The organism is Idiomarina sp. 017G (assembly GCF_004362265.1).
GTDB classification, from domain to species: Bacteria; Pseudomonadota; Gammaproteobacteria; order Enterobacterales; family Alteromonadaceae; genus Idiomarina; species Idiomarina loihiensis.
In genome coordinates, this window is the sequence record NZ_SNWT01000004.1 from 133,434 (window position 1) to 148,567 (window position 15,134).

Consider the following 15,134-nt stretch of genomic DNA (forward strand, 5'->3'; position numbering starts at 1 on the left):
ACTATTCTCCGCGTAATTTTGAATGGTAATAAAATCTCAATTGCTCTCGCAGGCGCACCCAGCGCCTTTTTTGCTTGTCTTTACGTTGCTCAATTTGCTGAATTTCGCTTGCGAAACTTAGATTATGCCCTGCAACATAAGGGGTTAGTCCCAGCACTTTAATCGGTACTTCCCATTGCCATTGTAAATCCACGTCGACGGGACGGAAGAAATTTGATCTTGAAGCCAGCAAACGTTTGGCGGCTTCATAGCTGACCACTTGGGCGCACGTTCCGGATGGCGCTTTGTCGTAACTCACCAGACTAAATCCGCCCTGCTTTTCAACGGGGGTTTCCTGGCGAGACTTAAATGGATTGCCGAGTTTGATGAATGACCAGTTTGATTCTAGTTGCTCTAAAACGCTGGGGATCTTAACGAAATCGTCACTTAAATGCAGATCATCTTCCAGAATAATGGCGTAATCCAATTGTTCATCAACAATCCGTTGCCAGCAACGAATATGGCTTAAGTAACAGCCGACTTCGCCCCATGTCAGATCATAATGATAACGTTTCTGAGCCCTAGCTTGATCAAAGCAAGCTCGCTCAGATTCAGTCAGATTACTTCCATCAGCGGCACTGACACGTTCAAACGGAATATTTAAAGCATCAAGCTGTGTTTTGGCGTCGGCCAGCCGCTGTTTAGAACGATCTAAGTTAATCAAAAAGGTTTTGTAATTCATGCAATGCTTTTTCTTTATAGATGAGTGTTTTTGGATACACTTTTAAGCTGTGTGTACGCAGAAAAGGATATGAAAAATATATGCGTATTAAACACGGTTTTTGCAAACGACGCAATTGGTGGGTAGTTAAGAAGCTCACTACAGAACAACCTGCAATGAGCCTCCGGTAGTCGTTTTTTCTGAATAATGTTATCAGATGCGCAGCCTGACGTTTACGTCAGGAACGGCATTCCTCCTGACATGAATGTCAGGCTACTTTGTCTTTTCTTGGTACTTTTCAAACCAATGCAGAATATAAGCTACTTTGTTCATCAGGTTACTGGGCCGCGCGTAAATACCGTGGCCTGAGTCCTGAATACGAACCATGGCGGTGTCCACACCTTTCAATTTCAGTGCCTGATAGTACTGCTCGGTTTCTGACATAGGCGTACGATAGTCGTTTTCACCAGTCAGCAGCATGGTTGGCGTAGTCACATTGCCGACATAGCTGATAGGCGAATACTTCATGTAATGTTCCATATTCTCCCATGGCAGACCCGGGAACCAGTACTGATAGAAAAAGTTGTACATATCGGCGGTAAGCACAAAGCTGTACCAGTTAATAACCGGCTTAGCCACAACCGCAGCTTTAAAGCGGTCGGTATGTCCGACTATCCAGGCGGTTAGCACGCCGCCGCCACTACCACCAGTAACGTAAAGCTCGTCTTCTTCGATAAAGCCTTTGTTAATAACTGCGTCTACGCCGTCCATTAAGTCGTTGTAGTCGTGGCTGGGGTAGTTGTGGTGAATTTCATTGGCAAAGTCCGAACCATAACTGGTACTGCCCCGCGGGTTGGTATAAAGCACCACGTAACCTGCCGCCGCAAACAACTGAATTTCAGCCGCAAAGCGAGGACCATAGTTAGTGTGCGGGCCGCCGTGAATTTCCAGCATTAGCGGGTAGTCTTTGTCTTTATCGAAACCCGGCGGGTAGGCTATCCAGCCCTGCAGGTCGATGCCGTCAACACTCGATTTATAGTTAATTTCTTCTACTTTAGCTAACTGCTTGTGCGCCAGCGCGTCCTCGTTTAACCGGGTGAGCTGCTGTACGTCTCCGTCGTCCCACCGTGCCAGCTCCGCTGGACGCATTGGGTTGGAGATGGTAAACGCTATGCGGTCATCTTTGGCTACGCTGAAGTCACCTCCGCCATATGGCCGGGCGTAAGACAACCCACCCACGCGGTCGGTCAGTTTCGTATGCTCTCCATTTAATGTGGTGCGGGCCAGTTGGCCAATACCGTTGTCGTCGTAGGTAAAGTACACACCCTGGCTGTCGCTGTCCCACTCAAAGCCTGTAACACCGCGATCTAGGTCTTCAGTAAGCAGTTCGACGTCGGAACCGTCTAGGTCCATTACGTACAAATTAGCCGCCTGAAAGCTCATTTTGGTGTCGTCATAACCGGTAAAAGCAATCTTCTCACCGTCGGGGGACACTTTTGGCGAACCATCGGGGCCGTCGCGGTCAGTAATAGCAGTGATTCCTTTATTATTCAGCGTTAAACGATAAATTTCGCTGTTAACCGGCTGGCGAAAAGCGTCGTCACGGCGGTTTGCCGAAAAGAAAATATGCTTACTGTCCGGCGACCACGATAGTTGCCCACCGTGATTAAATTCTTCGTCTGTTAGCTGACGCGGAGAGCCACCGGTCGCCGGAATAACATAGATTTGCTGGTGTCCGTCTTTGGCATAACCACCGCCGTCATAACGGTAGTTGCCTTTATCGATATACTTAGGCGCAGCAGTCCAGTCGGCACCTTCGGGTTTGCCCGGTAAGCTGACCGGAGCCGGTTGTGACTTGGGTGTAAACATGGAAAACGCAATTTGGCTGCCATCGGGTGACCAGCTTAAGCCAGATGGCGCTTGTGTTAGCTGAGTAACTGCCGCGCTGTCACCGGAATCGACCCAGTAAATATGCACTTGCGGAGAGCCGGTTTCGGTTGATACGTATGCCAGGCGGTCGCCACTGGGTGACCAGACCGGCTGGCTTTCACTGCCCTGACTGCCGGTTAACGGGCGAATATCACCGTCGGGCAGGCTGGCCCATAAACGCCCCACTTTGCGGTCGTTGTTTATGTCCATAGACTGACGAACAAATACTGTCCATTCGCCGCTGGGGTGAATAGTCGGTGATGATGCGTATTCCAGCGTGAAGATGTCTTCTAACTGGAGTTTTTCCTGGGCTGCGGCTGTACCTGAAAGCATCAGCGCCGCCGCTGTTATTATCCATTTTTTCATTGTTGTTCTCCCGGAAAATGTAACCTGCCGTGATGTAGCCTGACATTTATGTCAGGTGAGATATTGTTCCTGACATAAATGTCAGGCTACATAATAAAAAAACCGCCTCAGTAGAGACGGTTTTATCGTGATTCACGGTGTGAATCAATGTATTAGAACGCGTATGAGAAGCTGACTGACGCATAATCGCGGTCAGAGAGCGGATCGAGTTCTTCATCAGAATACATGGTGTAACCTAAGCTAACCTTGTAGGTTGACAGGTAGTCGGCTACCAAATTCAAACCTAATGACTTACGACCTTCAATAAAGTTACTGTTAGTTGAGTAGCCATTTACGTCGTGGTTAAACTGAATAGTTGGGTTTAAACCCCAGCCCTGCCAAACGTTTGAATATTCAAACTGGAAACGGGTGCGGTAACCCCAGGCTGTTGATGTAGCAAAACCTTCGCAATTGCCGACTCGGCTTTGGAATTGTTGTGCAACATCACCACGGCCAGCCTGCTCGGCTGCCCCAATAAGCGGGTTCATATCAGCCTGAGTTAAACACTTACCATACAATGGCAGACGACCATAACGTTGCTCTTGTAATCCCGGCATGTCGTGAACGTTATTCATAGCCACTTCGCCCACGAAAGTCATGCGATCAGAGCCCCACAAGCGGTCAACAAAACGCACAAAGCTTAACTGGGTTTGACTAACGTCTAAACGGTCATAACCATGAGCTAAACCATTACCGCCAAACGGGGTGTTATTAAAACGGTTTGAAAAGGTACTTGGCACATTTGGACGCAGACCAGTCGTTAAAATTTCGGTGGTGTTAATTTGCACAGGCACACCATCACGGTAACTGTATTCACCGGAAACTGACCATAGGCCTAAGTTAGTACTAAAACTAAAGCCATACACTTCGGTGTCTTCTGGGTACTCGAGTACTAACCGGGGGCCATCAATAGGGTAGCCATTAGGAGAAGACCAGGTAAAACCAAGATCAAGAGGCGATACGCCTTCCTGGCTCGCTCGAGGATCTTCTGTCCAGTTATAAGCCGAAATAATAGGCGTATTGTTATGCAGGTTAAGATAATAAACGCCAAATTCAGCACCAAGATCTAACGAGTAGTAACGTAGGTTAGCACCCCACTGACCGCTGTCAGAGGCTTCTAAAACTGGGTTACTACCAATATAAGCGCCAGCTTGTACCGACTCAAAGTCGCTTAAAAAGTTTCCTTCGGTTAGTTCGGGGTTAAGCGTGACCTTGCCGCAACCCGGACCACCAATAATATCAACGCTTGAGAAATACGTACCACAGCCATCGAGTTTGGTGTTATCCCACTCATACTGGTAAAACGCTTCTAAGTTAAGCGAGTCGGTTAGACCAATGCTAGTACTGAACATTCCTACGGGTAGCAAGGCTTCTTTAACTTCAGCGCCCGGACGACGAGCAGCGTTAACATCTAACGGGTTAATGTCGTTGATGCCATTAAAAATAAAAGAGCTTTCACCCCAGCTTAATACCTGGCGGCCCAAACGAACGTTAGTTGGCATGCCACCTAAGTCAAAGTTAGCGTAAACGAAGGCATCCAATAGTTCGACACCTTTGCCCTGCGAGTAATCGTCAAAGATATCGTCGTTTAACTTGGTGTCAGGGTAATAATTATTACCGGCATGGCCATGCGGCATGTTTTCTTCTGAAACCACATAGTCGTACCAATAGTTGAAACGGATAAAGGCACCGTGGTCGCCACCATCAATGCTTAAATCGTGTACGCCTTTAAAGACCGATGACACTAAGTCACCTTTATCGAAGTTCAGGTTGCCGTCGTCGCCAACACTAGACCCCGCTGTACCTCCGGGCATATTGCCGGGGTGGATGAGATGGCTGGCCTGATCTTCCATACGCCACGAAGCGCCATAAGACAGAATAGAATCGAATTTAATTTCATAATCGCCGACTTCAAAGTCAGCTGCCTGGCTTGGTACTGCGAAGCTCAGTGCAATGGCCGTAGCCAGAGGAAGTTTTTTTAGCATAGTTGTTCTTCTTTTCATTGTGAGCCACCTAATCTTTTTAACTTGTTTGGCGGTTATGTCTGAATCATGTCCGATGAGTTAAAAATATGCAAGTATATGAACACGAAAATATAACAAGTTGTTAGAAAAAGTGCGGGGAAATGTCGCTACTGACGGCTAAAACTGCGCGCCAGCAGCGACTTTTAACAGCTAAATAGAAGTTAAATTTTACTGTTTAATTCCGGTAGTACGTCGAATAAATCGGCGACTAATCCGTAGTCTGCTACCTGGAAGATAGGCGCTTCTTCGTCTTTGTTGATAGCAACAATGACTTTAGAGTCTTTCATACCGGCTAAGTGCTGGATAGCACCACTAATGCCAACCGCAATATAAAGCTGCGGCGCAACAATTTTACCGGTTTGACCAACCTGCATGTCGTTGGGTACGAAACCCGCGTCTACTGCGGCACGTGATGCACCGACTGCAGCGCCCAGTTTGTCAGCTACGTCTTCCAGCAGGTGGAAGTTTTCGCCATTTTGCATACCACGACCACCAGAAATAACGATTTCTGCTGAAGTCAGGTCAGGGCGTTCAGATTCGGCCAGTTGTTCTTCAACGAACTCAGATTTGTCGTTGTTAAATACGGAGTCGATGTTTTCAACGTCGCCGCTACCGCCTTCTTCTGCGACAGCATCGAACGCCGTTGCACGAACAGTAATGACTTTAATGTTGTCTTCTGACTGCACAGTGGCAATGGCGTTACCGGCATAGATAGGACGCTTAAAGGTGTCTTCGCTTTCTACCGAAATAATGTCAGAAACCTGTGCTACGTCTAATAGTGCAGCAACGCGCGGCATGAAGTTTTTGCCGGTAGTTGTGGCCGGAGCCAGAATGTGACTGTAGTTTTTACCTAAGTCGGCTACCAGTTCGCTGATGTTTTCCGCCAACTGATGCTCGTAAGCTTCATTGTCTGCCAGGAAGACCTTCTTCACACCGTCGGCTTTTGCTACGTTTTCAGCAACGGTTGAGCACCCTTTACCGGCAACCAGCACCTCGATCTCGCCACCGATTTTCTGTGCAGCGGCTAACGTTTTCAGGGTTGATGGATCAACCGCGTTATTGTCGTGTTCTGCTACCACTAAGATGCTCATAATACTTTCGCCTCGTTTTTCAGTTTGTCGACCAGCTCATCTACGTCAGCTACTTTCACGCCGGCACTACGTTCCGCAGGCGTTTCAACTTTCAGTAGCTTGATAGTGCGCTTAACTTCCACACCCAGTTCGTCCGGAGTTGTGGTTTCCAGCGGCTTACGCTTGGCTTTCATAATGTTTGGCAACGACGCGTAACGCGGTTCATTCAGGCGCAGGTCAGTGGTGACAACCGCTGGCAGATTCAGCTTAACGGTTTGCAGACCGCCGTCGATTTCCCGAGTGACATTAACAAAACCGTCACCCACTTCCACTTTAGACGCAAAGGTACCTTGCGGCATACCGGTTAAGGCGCCCAGCATTTGGCCGGTCTGGTTGTTGTCTGAGTCGATAGACTGTTTGCCCAGAATAACCATGTCCGGACCTTCTTTCTCTACGACGCCTTTTAAGATTTTGGCGGCAGATAAAGAGTCTGGCATGTCGTCGGTTTCAACCTGAATGGCACGGTCTGCGCCCAAGGCTAAAGCAGTGCGAAGTTGTTCCTGCACGGCTTTAGGGCCAATAGAAACAACCACCACTTCGTCTGCAGTGCCCGCTTCTTTCAGGCGCACGGCTTCTTCTACCGCAATTTCACAGAATGGGTTAAGTGCCATTTTGACGTTTGCCAAATCGACATCGGACTGATCTGGTTTAACGCGCACCTTGACGTTGTAGTCAATGACGCGCTTAACCGCGACAAGTATCTTCATGTTGTCTTCCTTTTTCTGGAATGTTCTGAATGTTGGTATTTATTATGTTGCCATTATCCTAGACTGGCGTCGATCTCACAAGTTATGGGAGAATAAAACTCTATTGCCGTAAGGGAGAGTTTACATGGCCAGCTGGGAACAGCTTTTTCGTCACTTAGTTCAACAAGCTAAAAGTCTACCAGAATACCCGCCGGAATGTCGTGATGACGATCATCTGGTGGGTGGCTGCGAGGCGAAGGTGTGGCTGTGGCTGGATACCTCTGATGTGGAGGCAGTAGTGATTCGTTTTGACTCGGAGTCACGCATTGTGCGCGGCTTACTGGCGCTTTTGCAACAACGGCTGGACGGATGCCCTGTAGCGGAAATAGCGGCCTTTGATATTGACGCCTTTTACCGAGCCGAAGGCCTGGACAACGCGCTCAGCCCCTCGCGCAGCAACGGCCTGTACCAGGTAGCCAAAACCTTGAAGCTGCGGGTTATTGAGGCGTGAGAGAGCGCTGAGGTTATAGGAACTACTGCGGAGGACGCCCGTGAATACATCCCTGTAGGGCTTGGGCAGCGCCATCCTTGGCGCTGCACACCTCCGCAGTAGCTCCCATAACCGTCGGGCGCGCTCACGATACCTTCAATGTACGGCGCTTTAACCGGGCGGATGCCGGAACCAGGCCAACTTTTAGTCCAAAAGGCTTAAACAGTCTATTAATGACATCACTAGAATAATTACCCAAGTCATTTTCAACTTCCGAAACGGTCTTTCGGGAAGTTTTCGTGAGCTCGGCATAGTCGCTTTGATTCATTGCAGTAATTTTTTTCCTGAACTCCTGCAACGCTTGTCCCTGGCTTATTTCACCCTGTAATAGCTGTAGCGCAATACGTTCAATAAGAGCTTCTCGCTCTTCGCCGCTAAGCCGGTTATTCTTGCTCATAGCAGCCCCCAGCGTTTCAGTTTTTCTGGAATATTTGCCAGTCCGACTTTGGGCATGGTCATAATACTTCCTGGAACGCCCCGCTTTCTTAACCTACCTTCCAAACCAATAAGTTGCTCAGCGGTTTTATGCAAACCATCGAGCAATTGCTCCGGTTTAATCAAGTCTGAAAGCTCTTCACAAATCGCGCTAAAATTATATTCGCCGCCGCTTTCCATTGGCTCTCCCCAAACGGTCGATCTTGGTACACCTTCGGGGTCTGCTCGCATTGGAGCAAAATCATAAATTGGAGTGAGCTTTATTCCGCTTTCATCTCTGAAAAATGCCGTGTTGCGACCGTGATTATCCGAATTCCCAAAAGCGATATTCAATAGATCCCGCCGTACCCATTCGGTTACAAACGCCTCTACATTAAAATAAGCTCCCTGCTCTTTCACCATGTATGAGTTTTCAATTTTGCTGACTAACTCACGTATTACATCGGCATGACGAAGACGTACACCTGGCGCTCGCTTTAATATTGAATAGACAGACTCCATAGCCTTACGAGTAACGACGCCGTTAACAACTTCAACGTCGAAACGCGGAAGCCAAAGTGACGGAAAGTTATCTCCTTCTTCAAGCCTCATCTGTTCGGTTGCGATGGCGCTAACTCCCATTTCCTCAAGCTCGCAATAAAAGTGATATTCCGCGCGCAGGATATCGCAGTCAATTTGCTTTCGTTGACCTCGGGGAAACTTCACCAGATAAAATGCGTCCTGAGTATTGGTACCGTCTTGAAATGTATCTATCCAAACCTCGTCATTATTATTGCATCGCAGCAATAATTTTGGCGCTTCCCCGCCCGCGCCGGTTGCTCCCCCGGCAATGGCCCCCCGCTGTTGAGCATATTCTAGAAAGCTCGCGTTTCTCTCTACAACGTCGCTGACAGTAAACTGGGGAGGTTTTATAGCTTCGTTCTGGTTTTCGACAGCTTCTTTTATTCTCAAATGTCCAACAGGCGCAATCGCTACTTTTTCCAGTAATATCAGATTTTGTTCGCTTAGTGGCGAATTGGATATTTCAATCTGATCTACCCAAAACCGTCGTGCCGCACCACTTGGGATAATATCGTCAAGAAAACGAAGCCAACCGGGTTGATCGTCGTCATCAAAGTAAAGCTGAACTGGATGGTTTAAGGAAACAGCATGGTGGTCATCCTGCTCCAGGTGCTCAATAGCGTAGTCCGTTTTATACTGCACTTGTACATCGGGCTCATTCTGCCCGGCTCGTTCAGTAAAAGTTAACATGGCTATGTCCTGCCATTGGCTTTGCAGGTAAGCCTGGATCGTAAGGCTGTTCATAACACACCTAAATTGAGTGATATTACACTCAAAATAGACAAAAAAATCTATTTTTGCAACCTATATCACGCAAAAGATTATTTTTTGGATGTCAATCGCTTCAATAATGTAGCGGTGGCTTGCATGGCGAAGCTGCAGGTGACTACCATGGCGGCGCCAAAGCCGGAGCTGCAGTCCATGCGCATGGTGCCGGAGCCCGGTTTTTGCAGCGTGACTTCGCCTTCGTGTTCACCGGAAATTATTGGATAGCGCAACTGCTCTTCGGAATAGACACAGTCAACGCCCCATTTACGTTTGGGGTTCTTGGAAAAGCCGTAGTCGCGGCGCAGTTGTGAGCGCACCTTAGCCAACAACGGGTCTTGTTTGGCTTTGGCAAGGTCACCGACGCGGATCATACCAGGGTCTATCTGCCCACCCGCTCCGCCGCACACCACTATGCGCAGCTTGCGACGCTTACACCAGGCCACTAAAGCCGACTTAGTATTAACGCTGTCTATGGCATCGAGCACGGCATCGGCGCCGGTTAAGTATTCTTCAAAGTTTTCCGGCAGCAAATAGTCGTCAATTAACCGCACTTCGCAGTTAGGATTAATGCTTTTCACCCGCTGCGCCAATACTTCGCTTTTAAGCTGGCCTATGGTGTTATCCGTTGCCGGTAGCTGGCGGTTAATATTAGTGACACACACGTCATCCAGGTCTATAAGCGTTAGCTTACCAATACCTGTACGCGCCAGAGCTTCCACCGCCCATGAGCCAACGCCGCCAAGCCCGGCGACCACAATATGTAACTGCTGAAACTGCGTTAACGACGCTTGTCCGTATACACGGCTTACGCCGCCAAAACGTTGATCAGGTACTTCTTCACTCATGGCTGGGTTGTTCACTCACATCGTAAATAATAATGCCCACCTGGTGCACTTCACCACGCGGGTTCTTCAGCGGAATTAAGGTGACATTCTGGTACATCCATTCACTCTGCCCGCTTATTGGGCGGCTGTGGCGAAAACGAAAGACGTAAGGACGTTGTTGCCAGGTAATAAACACCCGCGAATTTAACTGCCGCACCCGGTCAATTTTACGCTGAAACCAAGCCTCTTCGATACCCGGACAGCAGCGAAATAAGTTTTTATCGCGTACTTCACTAGGCCGCAGGCCACTGTGATTCTGCATAAACTCGTTCCACATCTGAATGTTGTTGTCGTTATCAATAACCACAATACCGACATCAATGGCGCCCAGAATGCTCAGTTTACTGTGCAGTTCGTCCATATCGTCTATCATTCGTCGTCTCCCTGAAGCCAATGAGCCAGCTGCTGGTCAAGAATTTTCACCGCATCGGCCGGAAATAACAGCAGTAAGTCGAAAGCCAGTTTGTGCTCCGGTAACTGATAACCTATTTCTATTGCCAGAATTTTCTGCCAGCGATGTTCGCCGTGTTTAATCAATTCCCGCATTGACTGATGTTCGCCTAACAGCACCGGCTGCGAAGCTGCAAATTCCACATGCAGTTGCTGGCCTAAGCCGTTTAAACACGCCGAGGACAAAATGGACGCGACGTCCATTAACGACTCAATGCGTTGTTGCTTAATTGAGCCGCTTTCACCAAGCTTAGCGCCCAACAACTTGCCAATATCGTCAATAGAGGCGTCATTAAACAGCGTTAGCGCTTCGCCAAGAATACCGCTGCCGGAAAACCCCTGACTTACCGCGGCCACCTGCTTGTTGGTGTCGATAGACTCTATGGCCATGTGCAGCTCGGAAGGGGCGATAAAATTGACATTAGGTACAGGCAGTTCAATAAAGGTATCCAGCACCCGGGCTAAGTGATCACCTGCTTGCCCCATGGCAACGTTCGATACTTCCCGGTAAACATCCAGCGGATTCGCCGGCGTTTGTGGTGTTTCATCGGCCAGTTTAAGCTGACCCGCGGCCGGTTGGTACAAACCAAATTGCTGCAACAGAGTTTGTATGTCTTCTGGCTTCATTGGCTTTTTCACAAAAGCCATAGCCCCCAGCGCCTGCACACGCTTTTGAGCTTCGGGCTGAATGTCACCGGACACGACAATAACCAAAGTTTCTAATTGCTCTTCTTTTATAGCCTGCAGAGTTTCGTAGCCGTCTTTTACCGGCATGTTTAAGTCCAGAAACAGCACTTCGGCGCGACCTTCGCGCACGCATGCCAGCGCCTGCTCGCCGTGTTCCGCCTGGTGAACCTCAGCATCCCAGTCATCTGGCAGCGTGCGTAGTAGCTGCTTACGCGCCATTTTGGAATCATCGCACAGAGTGACTTTTAACGTCATAGATTCAGGCTCCCGGCCATTGTTGAATGCTTTTATTCTAGCGCAGGCCACAACCCGATGCCATTGCATGTGGATATACCCGCCGACGTAGCCTGACATTTATGTCAGGTGAGATATACCCACAGTTAAAATACCGCCTAAATAATTAGGCGATGTCATGCGTTCAACATCGCTCCTGACGTAAACGTCAGGCTACATCAATGTCAAGCCACATCAATCTCAAGCTCCATCAACCAATACGCCGTTTTCCTACAACACAATGAAATTGACCGTTTCCGGGTTATGGCTATTAATTACCTGCATGACTAATGTACGCAGATACTACGAAGGTGGATGGTATTTCTTTACTCTCTGCACCCACAAAAGGCAAAAAATACTGACGCGGCCTGATGTTCTGGCGGCGTTACGCAATGCCGTGAAAGAAACCATAAAGACTCACCCGTTTGAAATAGAAGCCTGGGTTGTCATGCCTGATCACCTGCATTGCGTATTGAGAATAATGGACACGAATGTTCCGGTTCGGTGGTCTAAAATTAAGGCCTTAACCTCTAAAGCTGTGCCAGAGTTCTCCTCTAAAAATTATAGTAAGCACTATAAGAATAAAAGTAGACAAAAGCGCCAGTTAAACAGCCTATGGCAGAAAGGGTATTGGGAGCACACAATTCGTAACGAAAAAGAACTTCATATGTACTTACTTTACTGTTGCTATAACCCGGTAAAACATCGTTACGTTTCAAACGCTACCGAGTGGCCCTATTCAACTTTGAATCGTTACCTGCGTAATAATCGATACCCGCCCGATTGGGCTTACATTAACGAATCTTGGGTAGACAGTAACTTGGCTGCATACGACCCATGACGCAACCTACGTTGGTGATGTAGCCTGACATTTATGTCAGGTGAGGTATCCCCAGTATATATACCGCCCAAATAATTAGACAATGTCATGTTTTCAGCATCGTTCCTGACGTAAACGTCAGGCTACACGGCGAATGGGTATTTAATGGGTTCGTGGCACTGGTAGCCGCTGACTGTGAAATCGTCTTTGCTGACCCAGGTTTCAATGTCTTCTAAAGACTTTATCTCAGGGTTAATATGCAGCTGTGGCGACGGGAAAGGCTCACGCTTCAACTGAACATCACGCATTAACTCTAGCTGGTTTTCATAAATGTGAGCGTTCACTATCTTGTGGTAGGCTTTGCCTGGCTTGTGACCGGTAATTTGTGCCACCAAAGCTAAAAGAACAAAGCACTGAATTTGATTAAAATTGAGTCCCAACGGTACGTCGCAGCTGCGTTGGTACGAAGTAAGATACAACGTGTCACCTAACAGCGAAAAGTTGTGGGTATGCATGCACGGACGCAAACAACCCAGTTCAAATTCGCCTGGGTTATAGAAGGTCACGATTTCTCCACGGTCATCAATGCCTTTCGACAGGTTATTAATAACCTTTTTCAACTGATCTAAGTGCCTTCCGTCCGGTTTTTGCCATGAGCGCCCCTGCACGCCGTAAACGCGTCCCATGTCGTCTTCGCCTTTGCGATTCGGGTTATTCAACCAGGCCTGGTTTTCGTTGGCATTGGCGTCCCAGGTTTTGCAGCCAATATCACGGAATTGAGCAGCGCTGTCGTAGCCTCGCAAGTACCCTAGAAGCTCAGCAATAGCCGACTTGTAATAGCTTTTCCGAGTGGTAATTAGCGGGAATTGGTTGTTGGCAACGTCGTACTCTAAGTCAGCGTTTATGACCGTTAGGCAGTTAATGCCTGTACGTTCATTTTTAACCCAGACCCCTTCGTCGACAATGCGTTGGCACAGTTGTAAATATTGTTTCATTTTTTATGCAGAATCATCTTGTGCGTAATGTTTTATATCGTACCTGATGCTGTAGCCTGATGCTATTGCATCAGGTGAGATCTTACCTATGAAAGCCCATCTGCAGTAGCCTGACATTTATGTCAGGGCCAATATCTCACCTGACCTCTCCGTAGCCTGACATTTATGTCAGGGCCAATATCTCACCTGACATAAATGTCAGGCTACGTCCCGCATCCATCAGCCCGTAGGCGATTGTTTCTTTGCACGTACCATGAGAATAATACCCAGAATAATCATTGGCAGGGTCAGCCATTGGCCCATGGACATGCCGAGTGATAATAAACCTAAGTGTGCATCGGGCTCCCGGAAGAACTCAACTATGAAACGAGCCACGCCGTAGCCTAACAGAAACAACCCGCTAACCGCACCAACGCCTCGGGGTTTGCGCTGGAACCACAGAATAACAGCGAACAACAGCAGGCCTTCTAACAAAGCTTCGTATAACTGTGACGGATGGCGTGGCACCGGCCCGCCACTGGGAAAATACATAGCCCAGGGCACTTCTGCCGCACGCCCCCAAAGCTCGCCGTTAATAAAGTTACCAATGCGTCCGAAAAATAACCCCATAGGCACTAACGGAGCAACAAAGTCGCCTACTTGCAAAAACGAGCGCTGTTTTTTGCGGGCATACAGATACATAGCAGCAATAACACCCAGCAAGCCGCCGTGGAATGACATACCGCCTTCGTGAATATAGAACAGGTACAACGGGTTATCGATAAAGTAGTCGAAGTGATAAAACAGTGTATAACCGATGCGACCACCGAGAATAACGCCAATAAAACCCCAGAACATCAGGTCGCTGAACTCTTCTTTGCTCCAGTTAGGGTCTGTTTTGGTCTGGCGCATGCCCCAAAAATAAGCGAAGGCAAAAGCCGCTATATAGGCAAGGCCATACCAGCGAATGTCCAAAGGTCCCCAAATATGAAAAAGAACAGGATCAATGGCGGGAAATTGCCAATAGTCATTAGACGGCACTGCTTGTACTCCCTGCTTTATGGTTAGTTAAAAATAAGTTGTATGGCGACCAGAATTAAAAACGCCGCAAAAACGCGCTGTAACTGTTTAACTGGTAATTTGTGCGCCAGTTTAGCACCCAGTGGGGCGAATAGCACCGATGCAACGGAAATCCCTAACCAGGCAGGCACATTAATTAGACCTAAAGCACCGGTTTCCCTACCCGACAACCAGCCATTTAAAATGAACATTACGACCGAGCTACAACCAATAACAAAACTGCCGAGCGAGGAAATAGCGATAGCCTGGCGCACCGGTAAGCGCATACGGCTTAAAAATGGCACGGTCAGCGCACCACCGCCAATGCCAACCAGGCCCGATATGGTCCCGATAATATAACTGCCCAGAGCCACTAACCGTTTAGAAACTGAAGTTAATGGTTCGCCAGTTTTCTGCGGAAGTACCATGCGGGCAGCCAGGGCTATTAACACAATTGAGAAAATGATTTTTAACCAGTCCGGATCAACAACAGTGACCAGAAAAGCGCCCGTCATTGCGCCAACCGATAACCCTGGCAATACCCTAATTAGCCAGAATTTTTCCATCAAACCATGTTTGGCGTGCGCACGTGATGCACTGGCTGTGGTCATGCAAATGGTTGCCAGACTGGTGGCAATTGCGCTGGGGACAACCAGCTCCGGCGGCACGCCAATAATAGGCAGTAAATAAATGAGTAGTGGCACAATAACCAGACCACCGCCAATACCCAGCAAGCCGGCTAATAAACCCGCCACTGCTCCGCCGCCAATACACCAAATCCAGGTGGTGAGTAACATGC

General features: G+C 48.3%; 15 protein-coding genes. 2 read left to right on the plus strand and 13 right to left on the minus strand.

The genetic code is table 11. The features are described from left to right. Position 1: 1 nt before the first annotated feature. The 5 genes from DEU30_RS07565 to DEU30_RS07585 all read right to left on the minus strand — a co-directional run bounded on the left by DEU30_RS07565 (position 2) and on the right by DEU30_RS07585 (position 6,895). The gene (locus DEU30_RS07565; RefSeq protein ID WP_114981870.1) at positions 2 to 721 is read right to left on the minus strand and encodes a glycosyltransferase family 25 protein; all 720 of its coding nucleotides are present in this window, start codon (positions 719 to 721) and stop codon (positions 2 to 4) included. A gap of 252 nt (positions 722 to 973) precedes the next feature. After that, positions 974 to 2,995 carry a S9 family peptidase gene (locus DEU30_RS07570; protein WP_114981869.1) on the minus strand — a complete coding sequence of 674 codons (2,022 nt, stop codon included), beginning with the start codon at positions 2,993 to 2,995 and terminating at the stop codon, positions 974 to 976. 152 nt (positions 2,996 to 3,147) lie between these two features. Beyond that, positions 3,148 to 5,037 carry a DUF1302 domain-containing protein gene (locus DEU30_RS07575; RefSeq protein WP_227016341.1) on the minus strand — a complete coding sequence of 630 codons (1,890 nt, stop codon included), beginning with the start codon at positions 5,035 to 5,037 and terminating at the stop codon, positions 3,148 to 3,150. A gap of 182 nt (positions 5,038 to 5,219) precedes the next feature. Further along, complete coding sequence (locus DEU30_RS07580) at positions 5,220 to 6,149, minus strand: FAD-binding protein (RefSeq protein ID WP_114981867.1); 930 nt, start codon at positions 6,147 to 6,149, stop codon at positions 5,220 to 5,222. Continuing rightward, positions 6,146 to 6,895 carry an electron transfer flavoprotein subunit beta/FixA family protein gene (locus DEU30_RS07585; RefSeq protein WP_114981866.1) on the minus strand — a complete coding sequence of 250 codons (750 nt, stop codon included), beginning with the start codon at positions 6,893 to 6,895 and terminating at the stop codon, positions 6,146 to 6,148. The genes DEU30_RS07580 and DEU30_RS07585 overlap by 4 nt, the downstream gene beginning before the upstream one ends. Before the next feature lie 124 nt (positions 6,896 to 7,019). Between DEU30_RS07585 and DEU30_RS07590 the strand changes: the two genes are divergently transcribed. Continuing rightward, positions 7,020 to 7,385, plus strand: a complete 366-nt coding sequence (locus DEU30_RS07590; protein ID WP_034818467.1) for a SufE family protein — start codon at positions 7,020 to 7,022, stop codon at positions 7,383 to 7,385. Positions 7,386 to 7,509: 124 nt separating this feature from the next. On the opposite strand, the gene DEU30_RS07595 is transcribed toward DEU30_RS07590, so the two are convergent. The 5 genes from DEU30_RS07595 to DEU30_RS07615 all read right to left on the minus strand — a co-directional run bounded on the left by DEU30_RS07595 (position 7,510) and on the right by DEU30_RS07615 (position 11,533). Next, positions 7,510 to 7,821, minus strand: coding sequence for a transcriptional regulator (locus tag DEU30_RS07595; protein ID WP_051018709.1), 312 nt, complete (start codon positions 7,819 to 7,821; stop codon positions 7,510 to 7,512). Then, positions 7,818 to 9,164 (minus strand): HipA domain-containing protein, encoded by a 1,347-nt coding sequence (locus DEU30_RS07600; RefSeq protein WP_114981865.1) that lies wholly within the window; start codon positions 9,162 to 9,164, stop codon positions 7,818 to 7,820. The genes DEU30_RS07595 and DEU30_RS07600 overlap by 4 nt, the downstream gene beginning before the upstream one ends. A gap of 77 nt (positions 9,165 to 9,241) precedes the next feature. Beyond that, positions 9,242 to 10,033 carry a tRNA cyclic N6-threonylcarbamoyladenosine(37) synthase TcdA gene (gene tcdA / locus DEU30_RS07605; RefSeq protein ID WP_034818470.1) on the minus strand — a complete coding sequence of 264 codons (792 nt, stop codon included), beginning with the start codon at positions 10,031 to 10,033 and terminating at the stop codon, positions 9,242 to 9,244. Next, on the minus strand, positions 10,026 to 10,445 hold the full coding sequence (locus DEU30_RS07610; protein WP_011233771.1) for a PAS domain-containing protein: 420 nt from the start codon (positions 10,443 to 10,445) through the stop codon (positions 10,026 to 10,028). Before DEU30_RS07610 ends, tcdA begins: the two co-directional genes overlap by 8 nt. Beyond that, positions 10,442 to 11,533, minus strand: coding sequence for a response regulator (locus DEU30_RS07615; protein ID WP_227016340.1), 1,092 nt, complete (start codon positions 11,531 to 11,533; stop codon positions 10,442 to 10,444). Before DEU30_RS07615 ends, DEU30_RS07610 begins: the two co-directional genes overlap by 4 nt. 232 nt (positions 11,534 to 11,765) lie before the next feature. On the opposite strand from DEU30_RS07615, the gene DEU30_RS07620 reads away from it, so the two are divergent. Continuing rightward, complete coding sequence (locus DEU30_RS07620; RefSeq protein ID WP_114981954.1) at positions 11,766 to 12,323, plus strand: transposase; 558 nt, start codon at positions 11,766 to 11,768, stop codon at positions 12,321 to 12,323. A 122-nt stretch (positions 12,324 to 12,445) separates the two neighbouring features. Here the strand turns inward: DEU30_RS07620 and DEU30_RS07625 are convergent, their stop codons facing one another. The 3 genes from DEU30_RS07625 to DEU30_RS07635 form a co-directional block, all read right to left on the minus strand. Further along, positions 12,446 to 13,297 (minus strand): thymidylate synthase, encoded by an 852-nt coding sequence (locus DEU30_RS07625; protein WP_114981864.1) that lies wholly within the window; start codon positions 13,295 to 13,297, stop codon positions 12,446 to 12,448. A gap of 219 nt (positions 13,298 to 13,516) precedes the next feature. Beyond that, the gene (lgt, locus tag DEU30_RS07630; protein ID WP_114981863.1) at positions 13,517 to 14,317 is read right to left on the minus strand and encodes a prolipoprotein diacylglyceryl transferase; all 801 of its coding nucleotides are present in this window, start codon (positions 14,315 to 14,317) and stop codon (positions 13,517 to 13,519) included. Between the two features lie 23 nt (positions 14,318 to 14,340). Beyond that, positions 14,341 to 15,132, minus strand: coding sequence for a sulfite exporter TauE/SafE family protein (locus DEU30_RS07635; protein WP_011233765.1), 792 nt, complete (start codon positions 15,130 to 15,132; stop codon positions 14,341 to 14,343). Between the last annotated feature and the right edge of the window lie 2 nt (positions 15,133 to 15,134).

Excerpts from the sequence above, each read along its gene's own strand:
- DEU30_RS07570 (WP_114981869.1), bottom strand. The coding sequence starts at position 2,995 with ATGAAAAAATGGATAATAACAGCGGCGGCGCTGATGCTTTCAGGTACA.
- tcdA (WP_034818470.1), bottom strand. The coding sequence starts at position 10,033 with ATGAGTGAAGAAGTACCTGATCAACGTTTTGGCGGCGTAAGCCGTGTA.
- DEU30_RS07580 (WP_114981867.1), bottom strand. The coding sequence starts at position 6,149 with ATGAGCATCTTAGTGGTAGCAGAACACGACAATAACGCGGTTGATCCA.
- DEU30_RS07620 (WP_114981954.1), top strand. The coding sequence starts at position 11,766 with ATGACTAATGTACGCAGATACTACGAAGGTGGATGGTATTTCTTTACT.
- DEU30_RS07600 (WP_114981865.1), bottom strand. The coding sequence starts at position 9,164 with ATGAACAGCCTTACGATCCAGGCTTACCTGCAAAGCCAATGGCAGGAC.
- DEU30_RS07585 (WP_114981866.1), bottom strand. The coding sequence starts at position 6,895 with ATGAAGATACTTGTCGCGGTTAAGCGCGTCATTGACTACAACGTCAAG.
- DEU30_RS07635 (WP_011233765.1), bottom strand. The coding sequence starts at position 15,132 with ATGTTACTCACCACCTGGATTTGGTGTATTGGCGGCGGAGCAGTGGCG.
- DEU30_RS07590 (WP_034818467.1), top strand. The coding sequence starts at position 7,020 with ATGGCCAGCTGGGAACAGCTTTTTCGTCACTTAGTTCAACAAGCTAAA.
- DEU30_RS07615 (WP_227016340.1), bottom strand. The coding sequence starts at position 11,533 with ATGCAATGGCATCGGGTTGTGGCCTGCGCTAGAATAAAAGCATTCAAC.
- DEU30_RS07625 (WP_114981864.1), bottom strand. The coding sequence starts at position 13,297 with ATGAAACAATATTTACAACTGTGCCAACGCATTGTCGACGAAGGGGTC.
- DEU30_RS07610 (WP_011233771.1), bottom strand. The coding sequence starts at position 10,445 with ATGATAGACGATATGGACGAACTGCACAGTAAACTGAGCATTCTGGGC.
- DEU30_RS07565 (WP_114981870.1), bottom strand. The coding sequence starts at position 721 with ATGAATTACAAAACCTTTTTGATTAACTTAGATCGTTCTAAACAGCGG.
- DEU30_RS07575 (WP_227016341.1), bottom strand. The coding sequence starts at position 5,037 with ATGAAAAGAAGAACAACTATGCTAAAAAAACTTCCTCTGGCTACGGCC.
- DEU30_RS07595 (WP_051018709.1), bottom strand. The coding sequence starts at position 7,821 with ATGAGCAAGAATAACCGGCTTAGCGGCGAAGAGCGAGAAGCTCTTATT.